Annotated in this window: 15 protein-coding genes; 1 reads left to right on the top strand and 14 read right to left on the bottom strand. The window is 72.4% G+C overall.

Going from position 1 to position 15,708, the window contains the following annotated elements:
* Positions 1–83 precede the first annotated feature (83 nt).
* The 14 genes from ACSURM_RS29915 to pgsA all read right to left on the bottom strand — a co-directional run bounded on the left by ACSURM_RS29915 (position 84) and on the right by pgsA (position 13,095).
* Complete coding sequence (locus tag ACSURM_RS29915; RefSeq protein ID WP_436958890.1) at positions 84–623, bottom strand: adenine phosphoribosyltransferase; 540 nt, start codon at positions 621–623, stop codon at positions 84–86.
* Positions 620–1,726 (bottom strand): protein translocase subunit SecF, encoded by a 1,107-nt coding sequence (secF, locus tag ACSURM_RS29910; protein ID WP_436958889.1) that lies wholly within the window; start codon positions 1,724–1,726, stop codon positions 620–622. Before secF ends, ACSURM_RS29915 begins: the two co-directional genes overlap by 4 nt.
* A gap of 3 nt (positions 1,727–1,729) precedes the next feature.
* Positions 1,730–3,538: a protein translocase subunit SecD gene (gene secD / locus ACSURM_RS29905; RefSeq protein WP_436958888.1), complete on the bottom strand. Its 1,809-nt coding sequence runs from the start codon at positions 3,536–3,538 to the stop codon at positions 1,730–1,732.
* Between the two features lie 142 nt (positions 3,539–3,680).
* Positions 3,681–4,157, bottom strand: coding sequence for a preprotein translocase subunit YajC (gene yajC / locus ACSURM_RS29900; RefSeq protein ID WP_359044761.1), 477 nt, complete (start codon positions 4,155–4,157; stop codon positions 3,681–3,683).
* 177 nt (positions 4,158–4,334) lie between these two features.
* On the bottom strand, positions 4,335–5,405 hold the full coding sequence (gene ruvB, locus ACSURM_RS29895; protein ID WP_359044763.1) for a Holliday junction branch migration DNA helicase RuvB: 1,071 nt from the start codon (positions 5,403–5,405) through the stop codon (positions 4,335–4,337).
* 26 nt (positions 5,406–5,431) lie between these two features.
* Positions 5,432–6,037: a Holliday junction branch migration protein RuvA gene (gene ruvA / locus ACSURM_RS29890; RefSeq protein ID WP_436958887.1), complete on the bottom strand. Its 606-nt coding sequence runs from the start codon at positions 6,035–6,037 to the stop codon at positions 5,432–5,434.
* Positions 6,034–6,573, bottom strand: coding sequence for a crossover junction endodeoxyribonuclease RuvC (gene ruvC, locus ACSURM_RS29885; protein WP_436958886.1), 540 nt, complete (start codon positions 6,571–6,573; stop codon positions 6,034–6,036). The genes ruvA and ruvC overlap by 4 nt, the downstream gene beginning before the upstream one ends.
* Before the next feature lie 125 nt (positions 6,574–6,698).
* Positions 6,699–7,451, bottom strand: a complete 753-nt coding sequence (locus ACSURM_RS29880) for a YebC/PmpR family DNA-binding transcriptional regulator (protein WP_436958885.1) — start codon at positions 7,449–7,451, stop codon at positions 6,699–6,701.
* A gap of 75 nt (positions 7,452–7,526) precedes the next feature.
* Positions 7,527–8,132 carry a pyridoxal 5'-phosphate synthase glutaminase subunit PdxT gene (pdxT, locus tag ACSURM_RS29875; protein WP_436958884.1) on the bottom strand — a complete coding sequence of 202 codons (606 nt, stop codon included), beginning with the start codon at positions 8,130–8,132 and terminating at the stop codon, positions 7,527–7,529.
* A gap of 29 nt (positions 8,133–8,161) precedes the next feature.
* A complete protein-coding gene (pdxS, locus tag ACSURM_RS29870) occupies positions 8,162–9,067 on the bottom strand; it encodes a pyridoxal 5'-phosphate synthase lyase subunit PdxS (RefSeq protein ID WP_030781005.1) in 906 nt (301 codons plus the stop codon).
* Between the two features lie 114 nt (positions 9,068–9,181).
* Positions 9,182–9,724: a hypothetical protein gene (locus tag ACSURM_RS29865; protein ID WP_436958883.1), complete on the bottom strand. Its 543-nt coding sequence runs from the start codon at positions 9,722–9,724 to the stop codon at positions 9,182–9,184.
* 643 nt (positions 9,725–10,367) lie between these two features.
* The gene (locus ACSURM_RS29860) at positions 10,368–11,531 is read right to left on the bottom strand and encodes a glycosyltransferase family 4 protein (RefSeq protein WP_436958882.1); all 1,164 of its coding nucleotides are present in this window, start codon (positions 11,529–11,531) and stop codon (positions 10,368–10,370) included.
* The gene (locus tag ACSURM_RS29855) at positions 11,528–12,436 is read right to left on the bottom strand and encodes a phosphatidylinositol mannoside acyltransferase (protein ID WP_436958881.1); all 909 of its coding nucleotides are present in this window, start codon (positions 12,434–12,436) and stop codon (positions 11,528–11,530) included. Before ACSURM_RS29855 ends, ACSURM_RS29860 begins: the two co-directional genes overlap by 4 nt.
* Positions 12,433–13,095: a phosphatidylinositol phosphate synthase gene (pgsA, locus tag ACSURM_RS29850; RefSeq protein WP_354671417.1), complete on the bottom strand. Its 663-nt coding sequence runs from the start codon at positions 13,093–13,095 to the stop codon at positions 12,433–12,435. The genes ACSURM_RS29855 and pgsA overlap by 4 nt, the downstream gene beginning before the upstream one ends.
* Positions 13,096–13,402: 307 nt before the next feature.
* On the opposite strand from pgsA, the gene ACSURM_RS29845 reads away from it, so the two are divergent.
* The gene (locus ACSURM_RS29845; RefSeq protein ID WP_436958880.1) at positions 13,403–15,604 is read left to right on the top strand and encodes an elongation factor G-like protein EF-G2; all 2,202 of its coding nucleotides are present in this window, start codon (positions 13,403–13,405) and stop codon (positions 15,602–15,604) included.
* Positions 15,605–15,708: the final 104 nt, after the last annotated feature.

Genomic DNA, 15,708 nt, shown 5'->3' with positions numbered 1-15,708 from the left:
TGAGCACCGGCTGCGGGCCCGGCGGGAACGACACGGCCGCCCCGGCATGTGGGTGCCGGGGCGGCCGTCGCACAGCGGCGTCGTCAGACCTGGAGCAGCGCCTGGAGCGGAGCCCCGTGCAGCGCGGTCTCCAGCCGGGTGCGGCCGTTCAGGAAGCCCAGTTCCATGAGCACGGCGAGGCCGGACACCTCGGCTCCGGCGCGCTGGATCAGCTGGATCGCCGCCTCGGCCGTACCGCCGGTGGCCAGGACGTCGTCGACGATCAGCACGCGGTCGCCGGCGGACAGGTCCTCGGCGTGCACCTCGATCTCCGCCGAGCCGTACTCCAGGTCGTAGGCCTGGCGCAGGGTGGCCCCGGGCAGCTTGCCCGCCTTGCGGACCGGGATGAAGCCCAGGCCGGCGCGGACGGCGACCGGGGCGCCGAGGATGAAGCCCCGGGCCTCCAGGCCGACGACCTTGGTCGCGCCGGTGTCGGCGGCGATCTGCGCCAGCGCGTCGGTGAGCGCGGTGAAGGCCGCCGGGTCGGCCAGGAGCGGGGTGATGTCCTTGAACACCACGCCCGGCTCCGGGTAGTCGGCCACATCGCGGATGCGGCTCAGCAGCAGTTCCTGGATGTCGGTCATCGGCGCTTTCCGGAGGTACGGCCGCGGCCTCGGCCGCGTGCGGGCTGGTTGCGCGGGCCCACTACGGCGGGGGCGCCGTCGTCGCCGTCGTCACCGGCGGTGGCGCGGACCTCGGCGAGGTCCTCCTCCGCGGCGGCCTGGGCGCGCTTGGCCAGGACCCGCTTGGTGAGGTTCTTCATCGCCGGGTCGCGTTCCTTGAGGTCGGCGACGAGCGGGGTGGCGATGAAGATCGAGGAGTAGGCACCGGCCGCGAGGCCCACGAACAGCGACAGCGAGATGTCGTTGAGCGTGCCCGCGCCGAGGAAGCCGCCGCCGATGAAGAGCAGACCGGCGACCGGCAGCAGCGCGACGACCGTGGTGTTGATGGAGCGGACCAGGGTGCCGTTGATCGACCGGTTGGCGATCTCGCTGTAGGTGAACCGGGTCTGCTTGGTGAGGTCCTTCGTCTGCTCCTTGAGGCTGTCGAAGACGACGACCGTGTCGTAGAGCGAGTAACCGAGGATGGTCAGCAGACCGATGACCGTGCCGGGCGTGACCTCGAAGCCGACCAGGGCGTAGATGCCGGTCGTGATGGTGATGTCGTGGATCAGCGCGATCAGCGCGGCCACGGCCATGCGCCACTCGAAGGCGATCGCCAGGTAGATCACCACGAGGACCATGAAGATCGCCAGGCCCTGCCATGCCTTGTTGGCGATCTGCTCGCCCCAGCTCGGGCCGACCAGGTCGGCGGCCAGCTTCTCGGGGTCGAGCTTCAGGTCCTTGGCCAGCTCCTGCTTGATCCGGTCCGACTGACCGGTGTCGATGCCGGCGATCTGGATGCGCAGGCTGCCGTTGCCCAGCTTCTGCACGATGGCCTGGTGGCCGGAGGCCTTGTTGGCGTAGTCCTCCGCCTGGGCCACCGAGGTGCTCATCTTCGTGGGCGTCGTGAAGACCGCGCCGCCCTCGAACTCGATGCCCATGTTCAGGCCGCGCACCGCCAGGCCGACGATGGCCGTGATGGTGATCAGGATCGAGATGCCGTACCAGAGCTTCCGCTTGCCGATGAAGTCGTACGCGATCTCGCCGCGGTGCAGCCGGGCGCCGATGGTGCCGAGTTTCGACATGGCTCACGCCTCCTTCGGGTCGACGGGGCCGGCGGCGGGTCCGGCGGGACGGCGGGTACGGCGCAGCGGGGGCTTGGCGCCCAGGCTCCTGGGGTCGAGACCGGACCACTTGTGGCCGTCCGCGAAGAACTTGCGGCGGGCGAGCAGCGTCATCAGCGGCTTGGTGAAGAGGAAGACGACGACCACGTCGAGCAGGGTGGTCAGGCCCAGCGTGAAGGCGAAGCCCTGCACCTTGCCGACGGTGACGACGAACAGCACGGCGGCGGCCAGGAACGACACGAAGTCGGAGACCAGGATGGTGCGCCGGGCGCGCGGCCAGGCCCGCTCCACCGCGGGGCGCAGCGTGCGGCCCTCACGGATCTCGTCCCTTATGCGCTCGAAGTACACGATGAACGAGTCCGCGGTGATACCGATGGCGACGATGGCACCGCACACGGCCGGCAGGTTCAGCGCGAAGCCGATGGCCGGGCCGAGCAGCGACATGATCACGTAGGTGAGGATCGCGGAGACCAGCAGCGAGGCCATGGCCACGAGCGACAGGCCGCGGTAGTAGACCACCAGGTAGATCACGACCAGCGCCAGGCCGATCGCGCCCGCGAGCAGACCTGCGTGCAGCTGCTCGCCGCCGAGCGCGGCGGTGACGGTGGTGACGGACTGCTCCTGGAAGGACAGCGGCAGGGCGCCGTACGACAGCATGTTGGCGAGGCCCTGCGCCTCGTCCTGCTGGAAGCTGCCGGAGATCTCCGCCTGGCCGCCGGTGATGGACTGCTGCACATACGGGCTGGAGACGACCTCGCCGTCCAGCACGATGCCGAACTCGTTCTGCGGCTGCGGCTTGCCGGCCAGCTCGCCGGTGATGTCGGCGAACTTCTTGGCACCCTTGGAGGTGAAGTTCATCTGGACCTGCCAGCCGGCGGCGCCCTGGGTGTCGAAGACGGCCTGCGCCTTCTTCACCTCGGTGCCGTCCACGGCGGCCGGGCCGAGCAGGTACTTGTACCAGGCGTCGTCGATCTGGCCGCAGGCCACGGTGGGCTGGCCCGGCTTGGCGTTCTTGCCGGCCTTCGCCCGGTCGGTGGGCTTGGTGCAGTCCAGGGCCGCGTACTGCGCCTGGAGCTTGGCGTCCGCGCCGGAGCCGTCGCCGGCCGGGGCCGAGGGCGTGGTGGAGGGCTTGGCGCTGCCGGAGGCGGAGCCGCTCGGCGAGGGGGTGGCGTCGGCCTTCAGGGCGTCGGTGACCGCGCGGCCCTGGGACGTGGCCGAGGCGGAGGGAGACGCGGAACCGGACGCCGTCTCCTTGCCGGAGCCGGACGCCTTCTCGCCGGCCGAGGCGGACGCCGACGGGCTGCTGCCCGGCTTCGGCGAGGAGCCGTCCTTGGAGGACGCGCTCGGCGACGGGCTCTTCGTGGCGGGGCCGCTGGGCTCGCTCGCCAGGACCGGCCGGAAGTACAGCTTGGCGGTGGTGCCTACCTGCTCCTGGGCCTCCTCGGAGTTGGTGCCCTTGGGGATGTTGACGATGATGTTGTCGTTCCCCTGGGTCTGCACCTCCGCCTCGGAGACACCCAGGCCGTTGACCCGGCGGTTCATGATGTCGACCGCGGTGTCCATGTTGGCCTTGTTGATCGCGGACCCCTGGTCGGCCTTCGCCTTGAGCGTGATGCTCGTACCACCGGCGAGGTCGATGCCGAGACGCGGAGTGGTGTGCCCGGAGGCGAACATCCCTCCGGCGAGCGCCACGATGGCGATCAGGATGAGGGCCAGCGAGCGCCCTGGCTTGCTCGGGGCGCTCGCGCTTCGGCCCCTCTTAGGTGCTGCCACCTTCTCGTACTCCCTCTCGGGCCGCCCCGCGCCCGGTCGGCGCGGTCGGCCATGACATGGTGTCGGACTCCCGTGCGGGAACGGACGCGCCCGGGACACGCGGGGCGCCCGTCATGGCGTCGCCGCGTATCCAGGGGAGTGCCTACTTCGCGTCGGAGTCGCCGTCGGTCTTCTTCGGCTGGTCGTCCGCACCGGCCTCGGCGGTGTCCTTCTTACCGAGGTCGATCTTGTCGTCCGAGGCGGCGGCAGCGTCGGCGGATCCGTCGGTCTCGTCGGTCTCGGTGAGGGAGGAGGCGTCGTCCGGGACGATGCCGGTGTCGGACTTCAGGTCGTGCTCGATGCCGTGGACGATGCGGTTGTACTCGTCGTCGGAGAGGACGGCGCCGATGGCGTTCTTGGCGAAGAGGAGGTCGACGCCCGGCCCGGCGTCGAGGAGGACCGTGTCCTCGTTGACCTCCTTGACCGTCGCGTACATCCCCCCGATCGTGCGGACTCCGGATCCGGGCTGCATCTGGTTCCGCATGTCGGCGGCCTGCTGCTGCTTCTTCTTGGCCGAACGCGTCATCAGGAACATGGCCGCGATGAGCACGATGAACGGGAGAAGGGTATAGGCATTCACGGGACGGAATTTCCTTCGCGCGACCGCGCGGGTGAGCGGCCTGTTGGATGGGGGTGTGGTCGGCGCCGCCCGCAAGGGCGGCATCGGCGGAGTCTAAGCGAGTCCGCTCTCATGGAACAACGCTCAGCATGGCACCTGGGTTCCGGCCGGGCCATCGCCCTCGCCGCTCGGCCGCCCTCACGCCCCGAACAAGTCCTGTTGTCCGTTTCCCGCCGCCGGTGCGTGCGGCGGGGTCAGGCCCAGGTGCGCCCAGGCGGCGGGGGTGGCGACCCGGCCGCGCGGGGTGCGGGCGAGCAGTCCCTCGCGGACCAGGAACGGCTCGGCGACCTCCTCCACGGTCTCCCGCTCCTCCCCCACCGCGACGGCCAGGGTGGACAGGCCCACCGGACCGCCGCCGAACAGCTTCAGCAGGGCCTCCAGGACCGCGCGGTCCAGCCGGTCCAGGCCGCGCTCGTCGACCTCGTAGACGGCGAGCGCGGCGGCGGCGATCTCCCGGGTGATCATGCCGTCGGCCTTGACCTGCGCGTAGTCGCGGACGCGGCGCAGCAGGCGGTTGGCGATGCGGGGCGTGCCCCGGGAACGGCCGGCGATCTCGGCGGCGCCGTCCGGCTCGATCCCGACGTCCAGCAGGGCCGCCGAGCGGTGCACCACGCGCTCCAGCTCGTGCGGGGAGTAGAACTCCATGTGCGCGGTGAAGCCGAAGCGATCGCGCAGCGGCGGCGGCAGCAGGCCCGCCCGCGTGGTGGCGCCGACCAGGGTGAACGGCGGCAGCTCCAGCGGGATCGCGGTGGCGCCGGGGCCCTTGCCCACGATGACGTCGACGCGGAAGTCCTCCATCGCCATGTACAGCATCTCCTCGGCGGGCCGGGACATGCGGTGGATCTCGTCGAGGAAGAGCACCTCGCCCTCCTGGAGCGAGGACAGGATCGAGGCGAGGTCGCCGGCGTGCTGGATGGCGGGGCCGGAGGTGATGCGGATGGGGGCGCCCATCTCCGCCGCGATGATCATCGACAGGGTGGTCTTGCCGAGGCCGGGCGCGCCGGAGAGCAGCACGTGGTCGGCGGTGGCGCCCCGCGCGCGGGCGGCGCGCAGCACCAGGTCGAGCTGTTCGCGGACCTTCTCCTGGCCGATGAACTCGCCGAGGTCCTTGGGGCGCAGGGCGGCCTCGACGGCCTGGTCCTCCCGGTCGGCGGACGCACCGACGAGCCGCTCCTCGGCGGGGGTGGGGGTGGTGTCGTCCCAGTTCACGAAGTTCTCCTAGCGGGTGGCGCAGGTCAGCGGGCGCGGTTCAGGGTCTGCAGGGCGGCCTTCAGCAGCGGGCCCACCTGCGGGGTGCCGGCCGCCGCCTCGGCCTGGGGCGCCACGGCGGCCACCGCCTCGTCGGCCTCGCGGGTGGCGTAGCCGAGACCGATCAGGGCCGCGTGCAGCTGGTCGCGCCACCCCTGGCTCACGGGCGCGCCGACGGCCGGGGCGCCGACGGGCGCGCCGAGCCGGTCCTTCAGCTCAAGCAGCAGCTTCTGGGCGCCCTTCTTGCCGATGCCGGGGACGGCGGTGAGCGCCTTCTCGTCACCGGTGGCGACCGCGCGGCGCAGCGCGTCCGGGGAGTGCACGGCCAGCATGGCCTGGGCGAGGCGCGGGCCGACGCCGCTCGCGGTCTGGAGCAGCTCGAAGACCTGGCGTTCGTCGTCGTCCGCGAAGCCGTACAGGGTGAGCGAGTCCTCGCGGACGACGAGGGAGGTGTGCAGCCGGGCGGGCCGGCCGACGCGCAGCGCCGACAGGGTGTTCGGCGTGCACTGGACGGCCATGCCGACGCCCCCGACCTCGACGACGGCGGCGTCCGGGGCGAGCGCGGCGACCGTGCCGCTGACGAAGGCGATCATGCCGTGGGGCCTTTCGTTGCGTGGACCGTGTGCCGGGCCACTGCCTGCTGGAGCCGGTTCTGGGCGGGGGCCCGCCAGATGTGGCAGATGGCGAGCGCGAGGGCGTCGGCGGCGTCGGCGGGCTTGGGCGGCGCGGCCAGCCGCAGCAGGCGGGTGACCATGGCGCCCACCTGGGCCTTGTCGGCGCGTCCGGAGCCGGTGACGGCGGCCTTGACCTCGCTGGGGGTGTGCAGGGCGACCGGGATGCCGCGCCGGGCGGCGCACAGCATGGCCACGGCGCTGGCCTGGGCGGTGCCCATGACCGTCCGCACGTTGTGCTGGCTGAAGACGCGTTCCACGGCGACGAACTCGGGCCGGTGCTCGTCCAGCCACTCCTCGATGCCCCGCTCGACGGCGAGCAGCCGGTGGCTGAGGTCGGCGTCGGCCGGGGTGCGGACGACCCCGACGCCGAGCATCGTCAGCGGGCGGCCCGCGACGCCCTCGACCACGCCGATCCCGCACCGGGTCAGGCCGGGGTCCACCCCCAGAACACGCACGCGCACCGCTCCCTTCGGTCACCCGATCGCATGTTTGTGCAGGCTATCGGGTGCCACTGACAACGCCGTACAACGCGACGGGCCGACGGGGGATGTCCCGTCGGCCCGGTCGTCAGCCGTACGCGTTACGCGTCGACCTTCTCCATGATCTCGTCGCTCACGTCGAAGTTGGCGAAGACGTTCTGCACGTCGTCGCTGTCCTCCAGCGCGTCGATGAGCTTGAAGATCTTCTTGGCGCCGTCCTCGTCCAGCTCGACCTGCATGGTCGGGACGAAGTTGGCCTCGGCGGAGTCGTAGTCGATGCCGGCGTCCTGCAGGGCGGTGCGCACGGCGACCAGGTCGGTGGCCTCGCTGAGGACCTCGAAGGTCTCACCGAGGTCGTTGACCTCCTCGGCACCGGCGTCCAGGACGGCACCGAGGACGTCGTCCTCGGTCAGCTCGCCCTTGGGGACGATGACGACGCCCTTGCGGTTGAACAGGTACGACACCGAGCCCGGGTCGGCCATGGAGCCGCCGTTGCGGGTCATGGCGACGCGGACCTCGGAGGCGGCGCGGTTGCGGTTGTCGGTGAGGCACTCGATGAGCACCGCGACACCGTTCGGGCCGTAACCCTCGTACATGATCGTCTCGTAGTCGGCGCCGCCGGCCTCCAGGCCCGCGCCGCGCTTGACCGCGGAGTCGATGTTCTTGTTGGGGACCGACGACTTCTTCGCCTTCTGGATGGCGTCGTACAGCGTCGGGTTGCCCTCGGGGTCCGCGCCGCCCATGCGCGCCGCGACCTCGATGTTCTTGATCAGCTTCGCGAAGAGCTTGCCGCGCTTGGCGTCGATCACGGCCTTCTTGTGCTTCGTCGTGGCCCATTTAGAGTGGCCGGACATCTGCCTGTCTCCTTCGCGTAACCCATCCTGTACGAACGCCCCTCGGTCGCAAGGCCGGGGGGACCCCCGGAGATCCTACAAGGACTCCGCCGCCCGGTTGGCGCGCACCATGTCGACGAACAGCGCGTGCACGCGGTGGTCGCCGGTCAGCTCCGGGTGGAAGGAGGTGGCGAGCGCGTTGCCCTGGCGGACGGCGACGATGTGGCCGTCGTGCTCGGCGAGCACCTCGGTCTCGGCGCCGACGGACTCCACCCAGGGGGCGCGGATGAAGACGCCCTCCACGGGGTCGCCCGTGATTCCCTTGACGTCGACCGATGCCTCGAACGACTCGTTCTGCCGGCCGAAGGCGTTGCGGCGCACGATCATGTCGATGCCGCCGATGGTCTCCTGGCCCGAGCGCGGGTCGAGGATCTTGTCGGCGAGCATGATCAGGCCCGCGCAGGTGCCGTAGACGGGCATGCCCTCGCGCACACGCGCGCGGAGGGGCTCCATCACGCCGAAGAGGACGGCCAGCTTGGAGATGGTGGTCGACTCGCCGCCGGGCAGGACGAGGCCGTCCACCCCGGCGAGTTCCTCGGGGCGCCGCACCGGCCTGGCCACGGCGTCGGCCGCGGCCAGGGCGATGAGGTGCTCCCGTACGTCGCCCTGGAGGGCCAGGACGCCTATGACAGGAGTGTTCATGACTCTTCGGTGTCTTCAGAAGGGGCCGTTTACCAGCCGCGGTTCGCGTAGCGCTCGGTCTCGGGGAGGGTGTCGCAGTTGATGCCGACCATGGCCTCGCCGAGGTTGCGGGACGCGTCCGCGATGATCTTCGGGTCGTCGTAGAAGGTGGTGGCCTTCACGATGGCGGCGGCGCGCTTGGCCGGGTCGCCGGACTTGAAGATGCCGGAGCCGACGAACACGCCCTCGGCGCCGAGCTGGCGCATCAGGGCCGCGTCGGCCGGGGTGGCCACACCGCCGGCGGAGAACAGCACCACCGGGAGCTTGCCCAGCTCGGCGACCTCCTTGACCAGCTCGTACGGGGCGCGCAGCTCCTTGGCGGCGGCGTACAGCTCGTGGTTGTCCAGGCCGCGCAGGCGGGCGATGTCGCCCTTGATCTGGCGCAGGTGGCGGACGGCCTCGACCACGTTGCCGGTGCCGGCCTCGCCCTTGGAGCGGATCATCGCGGCGCCCTCGGCGATGCGGCGCAGGGCCTCGCCCAGGTTGGTGGCACCGCACACGAACGGGGTGGTGAAGGACCACTTGTCGGAGTGGTTGACCTCGTCGGCCGGGGTGAGCACCTCGGACTCGTCGATGTAGTCCACGCCGAGGGACTGCAGCACCTGGGCCTCGACGAAGTGGCCGATGCGGGACTTGGCCATCACCGGGATGGAGACCGCGTCGATGATGCCCTCGATCATGTCCGGGTCGGACATACGGGCCACGCCGCCGTCCTTGCGGATGTCGGCCGGGACTCGCTCCAGGGCCATGACGGCGACGGCGCCCGCGTCCTCGGCGATCTTCGCCTGCTCCGGCGTGACGACGTCCATGATCACGCCGCCCTTGAGCTGCTCGGCCATGCCGCGCTTCACACGGGCGGTGCCGGTCTCGGGAGCCTGGTTCTCGGTGGTGGACACGGGTGACCTCACTGATGGGAAAGAGGGTTGGTGCTCCCCTGAGGAAACGCGAACCGACCAGGCCACAGCAAGGGCCAATGGCAAGCCGGTGGATCCTTTTGGTTCACCCGGGCTTCAGGAGACCCGCTCCACCAGGGCCGCGGGCGGCTCGTCGTCCATCTCGAAGGCCAGCGGGAAGGGAGCGTGGCCGGCCAGCCGGAACCAGCGGACCTTGCGGTGTTCGCGGAGTCTGCGGGCGGCCCCCACGGCGTCGTTGTGGAACCGGCGGGCCATCGGCACCCGGCGGACGGCCTCGGCCAGCTCACGGGCCGCCGCGTCACCGCCGGGGGCCTCGCGCACCGCCTCCACCTGGGCCGCGTGCTCGAACACCGCCCGCAGCGCCTGGCTCAGCTCGCTCTCGGCGACCTCCCGCTGCTCCTCCTCGGCCTGCCGGGCGGCGTGCGCTGCCTCGTAGAGCACGATCGAGGCGGCCGGGTCCAGCACGCCGGAGGTCGCCAGCTCCTGGGCCACCGAGGCGCGCCGCAGCAGCTGGGCGTCGAGCGCGGCCCGGGCGGCGTCCATCCGCACGTGCAGCCGGTCCAGCCGCCCGGCCGTCCAGCTGAGGTACACGCCGACGGCGACGAGCACGACGAGGATCCAGATGAGGGTTGCGGTCACGCCCGAAGGCTATCCGCCGCCCCACGGCCTCCTCCAAGCCGCCGGGGCCGGGGCCGCCGCGCTGTCCGGAAGCCAGTGCGGGCTCGTACCGGGCCGGTTGTCGCGTGGGGGCCGGGCGTTCGGCTTCCGGCGCCGGAGTGCCGGGGCGCCGGGTTCGAGGCGGCTCGTCCCGCTCCCTGAGGGTCCGGGGGCGCGCGAGCCGGGACGGCACCTCCCGCCCACGCCACGTACTCGGCGCGCGGGCTTCGCCGCTACCGCGGGCGGCCGGATCCCGGTGCGCGTCGCGGGGCTCGTGTGTCCGGGTCCGACTGGGGCCGCCGCCCCGCGTACGGCACACCCCGGGGTCCGGCACGCCGGTGACTTCGGGCGGCTGCGGCGGCCCGCCGGGGTCGATAGGGCCGCCAGGGACGGTAGGCCCGCCGGGGACGGTAGGCCCGCTGCGGAATCGGCACGGCGGCGGACCGGTGGCCGGCGGCCGTCCCGGACCCGTACGGCCGCAGGGCGGATCCGGCGCGCGCCGCTCCGGACGGGCCCCGGACAGGGGCCCGGCTCACACGCCGCCGGGGCCGGGGCCGGGGCCGCGCCCGCCCCGCGACCGGCGCGGCGTTCGCCCGGGCCCGCGCCCGCCCATATCAGTCCCGTGTCAGTCCCGTGCCAGGCCGAAGCGGGCCCGCAGGCCCGTCGCGCGTTCGTCCGTGGCGACCGCCGCCGCGCCCGCCGTCACCGTCTCGTAGACGGACAGGATGTCCGCGCCGACCGTCGACCAGTCGAAGCGCCGTACGTGGGCGCTGCCCCGCGCGCGCAGCTCGGCGAGGCGGGCGGGGTCGCCGAGCAGGCGTACGGCGGCCCCGGCCAGCGCGTCGGCGTCCTCGTTGGCGAACACCTCGCCGGCCTCGCCCTGGTCGAGGACCTGCACGAACGCGTCCAGGTCGGAGGCGAGCACGGGCGCGCCCGCCGACATCGCCTCGACCAGGATGATGCCGAAGCTCTCCCCGCCGGTGTTGGGCGCCACGTACAGGTCGACGCTGCGCAGCAGCCGGGCCTTGTCCTCGTCGCTGATCATGCCGAGGAACTCCACGCGCGGGCGCAGCTCCTCGGGCAGGTCGGCGACGGCCGCCTCCTCGTCGCCCCGCCCGGCCACCAGCAGCCGGGTCTCCGGCCGGGCCGCCAGGATCCCCGGCAGCGCCCGCATCAGCACGGGCAGCCCCTTGCGCGGCTCGTCGATCCGGCCGATGAACCCGATGGTGCCGCCCTGCCACTCGGGCCGGGGCTCGGCCTGGGCGAAGAAGTCCACGTCGACGCCGTTGGGGATGACCACCGCGTCCCCGCCGAGGTGCTCGACCAGCGTGCGCCGGGCGTACTCGCTGACCGCGATCCGCGCGCTGATCTTCTCCAGCGCGGCCTGGAGGATCGAGTAGGCGGCGATCATCGCGCGCGAGCGCGGGTTGGAGGTGTGGAAGGTGGCCACGATCGGGCCGGACGCCGCCCAGCAGGTCAGCAGGCCCAGCGAGGGCGAGGTCGGCTCGTGGATGTGCACCACGTCGAAGGCGCCCTCGTGCAGCCAGCGCCGTACCCGCGCGGCCGACAGGAAGCCGAAGTTCAGCCGGGCCACCGAGCCGTTGTACGGCACCGGGACCGCGCGGCCGGCGGAGACGACGTACGGCGGCAGCGGGGTGTCGTCGTCGGCCGGGGCGAGCACGGACACATCGTGGCCCAGGCGGAGGAAGTACTCGGCGAGGTCACGGATGTGGAACTGGACGCCACCGGGCACGTCCCAGGAGTACGGGCAGACGATCCCGATTCTCACGAGGGTCCCTTCGCGGGGTCGAGGTCGGCGAGCCACAGGCGCTGGAGCATGTGCCAGTCCTCCGGATGCTCGGCGATCCCGGCGGCGAAGGCGTCGGCCAGCGCCTGTGTCACTACAGACGTCTTCTCCGCGCGCGTACCTGACCCGGGTACCTCGATCGGGGGGTGAACCCGGCCCCGCATGACCGGCGAGTCGTCGTACCAGAGCGTGACGGGCAGCAGCAGCGCGCCCGTGTGCTGGGCGAGCAGGGCCGGACCGGCCGGCATGCGGGCCCGCTCCCCGAAGAAGTCGACCTCGACGCCGGAGGCGGACAGGTCCCGGTCGGCGACCAGGCAGACCAGGCCGCCGTCGCGCAGCCGCCGGGCCAGCGTGCCGAAGGCCGCTCCGCCGCTGTGCGGCAGCACCTCCATGCCGAGACCTTCGCGGTAGGCCACGAAACGGTCGTAGAGCGACTCCGGCTTCAGGCGCTCGGCGACCGTCGTGAACGGCGTTCGAAGCTCGGTGGTGACCCACGCCCCGGCCAGGTCCCAGTTGGCCAGGTGCGGCAGGGCGAGGACCACGCCCCGGCCGGCGGCCAGCCCGTCGGTCAGATGGTGCAGGTCCTCGGGGACGAAGCCGGCCTTCACCCGCTCCGCGCTCCAGGCCGGCAGCCGGAAGGACTCCATCCAGTACCGCAGGTACGAGCGCATGCCCGCGCGCGACAGCTCCGCCAGCCGCTCGGGGGACGCGCCGGGCACCACGCGCGCGTAGTTCGCCTCCAGGCGCCGTACCCCCTTGCCGCGCCGCTTCCAGGCGGTGTCGGCGATGGTCCGGCCCAGGCGCACGGCGACCGGCTCGGGGAGCTTCTTCACGGTGCTCCAGCCGAGGCCGTACAGCGCGTCGGCGAACCGGTCGGCGGCGCTCACCGCGCGGCCCCGCCGGCCTGGCCGGCCGCCGCCTCGGCCTCCGCGGACTCACGGCGGACGGTGACCACCCGCTGCACCAGGGTGACCAGGCTGCCCGCCGCGACGATCCACAGCGCGATCGGCAGCAGCCACTGGATGCCCGGCACACCGAACTTGTGCAGGCCCGCGAAACCGGCCGCGACCAGCGAGATCACCAGCCGCTCGGCGCGTTCGACGAGCCCGTTGACGGCGACCGGCAGCCCGATCGACTCGCCGCGCGCCTTGGTGTACGACACCACCTGGCCGCTGGCCAGGCAGAAGATCGACACGGCACACAGCACGTTGTCGTCGCCGCGGCCCGCGTACCAGAGCGCGAAACCGCCGAAGATCGCGCCGTCGGCGACCCGGTCCAGGGTGGAGTCCAGGAAGGCGCCCCAGCGGCTGGAGCGGCCCAGCTGGCGGGCCATGTTGCCGTCGACCAGGTCCGAGAAGACGAACAGGGTGATCACGACCGTGCCCCAGAAGAACTCCCCCCTGGGGTAGAAGACCAGCGCCCCCGCGACCACCCCGGCCGTGCCGATGAGCGTCACCGTGTCAGGGCTCACCCCCCGCCGGATGAGAAACGCGGCGAACGGTGTGAGGACACGCGTGAAGAATGCACGCGCGTACTTGTTCAGCATGGCCTTCCCGACGGTCGGTGACGCCGCGGCCCCTGCTGGCCGCCGGCTGGCCCATCGTAGCCACGCGCGCGCGTGGCCGACGGGCGGGCACCCGCGGCCGCTGCCCGGAAGCGGTGCGCGCGGCGCCCCACGAGGCCGGCGTGACGGAAACGGACAATAGCGCGCACTCTTCGTAGTCCTTCGTATGGACGCAACGTGACGGGAGTGGAAAGCTCGAATAACCGCGGGCGTCGCCGGAGCCGCCAGAGCACGCGGATCCCGCGTGTCCGCGCCCACAGTGACCTCACCGTGCACGGGAGGCAGGATCATGGGCGACAAGGCACAGACACACCACCCCGGAGCCGCCGGCAGGGCTCTCACGGCCGACCGGCCCACCTCCGTACGGAACGTGGTGCTGGTCGGCCACACCGGTTCGGGAAAGACGACCCTCGTGGAGGCCCTCGCGCTCACCGCGGGGGCGGTGAACCGGGCGGGCCGCGTGGAGGACGGCGGCACCGTCTCCGACTACGACGACATCGAGCACCGCCAGCAGCGCTCGGTCCAGCTCTCCCTGGTACCGGTCGAATGGGACGGCATCAAGGTCAACCTGCTCGACACCCCCGGATACGCCGACTTCGTCGGGGAACTGCGGGCCGGGCTGCGCGCCGCGGACGCGGCCCTCTTCGTCGTCTCGGCCTCGGACGGCGTCGACGGCTCCACCCGGATGGTGTGGGAGGAGTGCGCGGCCGTCGGCATGCCCCGCGCCATCGTGATCACCCACCTGGAGGCCGCCCGCGCGAACTTCGAGGAGATGACCCGGATCTGCGCGGAGGCCTTCGGCGGCGACGACCCCGACGCCGTACTGCCGCTGTACCTGCCGCTGCGCGGCCCCGAGGGACCCGACGGACACGCACCGGTCACCGGCCTGGTCGGCCTGCTCTCGCGGAAGCTGTACGACTACTCGACCGGCGAGCGCAAGGAGTCCGAGCCCGGCGAGGACCAGCTGCCCGGCATCGAGGAGGCCCGCGACCGGCTCATCGAGGGGATCATCGCCGAGAGCGAGGACGAGACCCTCATGGACCGCTACCTGGGCGGCGAGCAGGTCGACGTCAAGACCCTGGTCCAGGACCTGGAGCGGGCCGTGGCGCGCGGCTCCTTCCACCCCGTGCTGGCCGCCGCGCCCGCCGCCGAGGGCGCCCGGCAGGGACTCGGCACCGTGGAACTGCTGGAACTGGTCACCGGCGGCTTCCCCACCCCCTTCGAACACCCCATGCCCCAGGTCACCACGATCGACGGCAGGCCGCGCGAGCTGAAACCGTGCGACACCGACGGCCCCCTGGTCGCCGAGGTCGTCAGGACCTCCTCCGACCCCTACGTGGGCCGGCTCTCCCTGGTCCGCGTCTTCTCCGGCACCCTCCGCCCGGACCAGCCGGTGCACGTCTCCGGGCACGGCCTCGCCGACCGCGGCCACGAGGACCACGACGTGGACGAGAAGGTCGGCACCCTGTCCATGCCCTTCGGCAAACAGCAGCGCCCGGTCACCCACGCCGTCGCCGGCGACCTGGTGTGCGTGGCCAAGCTGGGCCGCGCCGAGACCGGCGACACCCTCTCCGCCAAGGATGACCCGCTGCTGATGGAGCCCTGGCAGATGCCCGACCCGCTGCTGCCGGTCGCCATCCGGGCGCACAGCAAGGCCGACGAGGACAAACTCTCCCAGGGCCTGGCCCGGCTGGTCGCCGAGGACCCGACGATGCGCCTGGAACAGAACCAGGACACCCACCAGGTCGTCCTGTGGTGCCTGGGCGAGGCGCACGCCGACGTCGCCGTGGAACGGCTGCGCAGCCGCTACGGCGTCCAGGTCGACGTCGTCCCGCACAAGGTCTCCCTCCGGGAGACGTTCGCCACCAGGGCCACCGGGCGGGGCCGGCACGTCAAGCAGTCCGGCGGGCACGGCCAGTACGCCATCTGCGAGATCGAGGTGGAGCCGCTGCCGGGCGGCTCGGGCATCGAGTTCGTGGACAAGGTGGTCGGCGGCGCGGTGCCCCGGCAGTTCGTCCCGTCCGTCGAGAAGGGCGTCCGCGCCCAGGCCGCCAAGGGCGTCGCCGCCGGATACCCCCTGATCGACGTCCGGGTCACGCTGCTGGACGGCAAGGCACACTCGGTGGACTCCTCCGACGCCGCCTTCCAGACGGCGGGCGCGCTCGCCCTGCGCGAGGCCGCCGCGGACGCGCGCATCCATCTGCTGGAACCGGTCGCCGAGGTGAGCGTGCTCGTCGGCGACGCCTACGTGGGCGCCGTGATGAGCGACCTCTCCAGCCGCCGCGGCCGGCTGCTCGGCACCGAGCAGGCCGGCTCCGGGCGGACGCTGATCCGCGCCGAGGTGCCCGAGTTCGAGATCGGCCGGTACGCCGTCGACCTGCGCTCGCTCTCGCACGGCACCGCCCGCTTCGACCGCGCCTACGCCCGGCACGAACCGATGCCGCCGCAGATCGCCGAACGCGTCCGCGCACAGGCCGGGGACGAGGGGTAGCACGGAAGCACCGGACCGGCGCACGGGCGGGCGGCTTCGGCCGTCCGCCCACGGCTGTCGGTGCCGGCCGATACGCTGATCACCTGACGACGTCGTGCCGCCGC

The sequence above is a fragment of the Streptomyces sp. SudanB182_2057 genome (genome assembly GCF_964272715.1).
GTDB lineage: Bacteria > Actinomycetota > Actinomycetes > Streptomycetales > Streptomycetaceae > Streptomyces > Streptomyces rubradiris.
This window is presented reverse-complemented; position numbering and strand designations above follow the sequence as displayed.

Bases quoted from the DNA above. Each gene is read 5' to 3' on its own strand.
- ACSURM_RS29915 (WP_436958890.1), bottom strand. From the start codon at position 623: ATGACCGACATCCAGGAACTGCTGCTGAGCCGCATCCGCGATGTGGCC.
- secF (WP_436958889.1), bottom strand. From the start codon at position 1,726: ATGTCGAAACTCGGCACCATCGGCGCCCGGCTGCACCGCGGCGAGATC.
- ruvA (WP_436958887.1), bottom strand. From the start codon at position 6,037: ATGATCGCCTTCGTCAGCGGCACGGTCGCCGCGCTCGCCCCGGACGCC.
- ACSURM_RS29880 (WP_436958885.1), bottom strand. From the start codon at position 7,451: ATGTCCGGCCACTCTAAATGGGCCACGACGAAGCACAAGAAGGCCGTG.
- pdxT (WP_436958884.1), bottom strand. From the start codon at position 8,132: ATGAACACTCCTGTCATAGGCGTCCTGGCCCTCCAGGGCGACGTACGG.
- pgsA (WP_354671417.1), bottom strand. From the start codon at position 13,095: ATGCTGAACAAGTACGCGCGTGCATTCTTCACGCGTGTCCTCACACCG.
- ACSURM_RS29845 (WP_436958880.1), top strand. From the start codon at position 13,403: ATGGGCGACAAGGCACAGACACACCACCCCGGAGCCGCCGGCAGGGCT.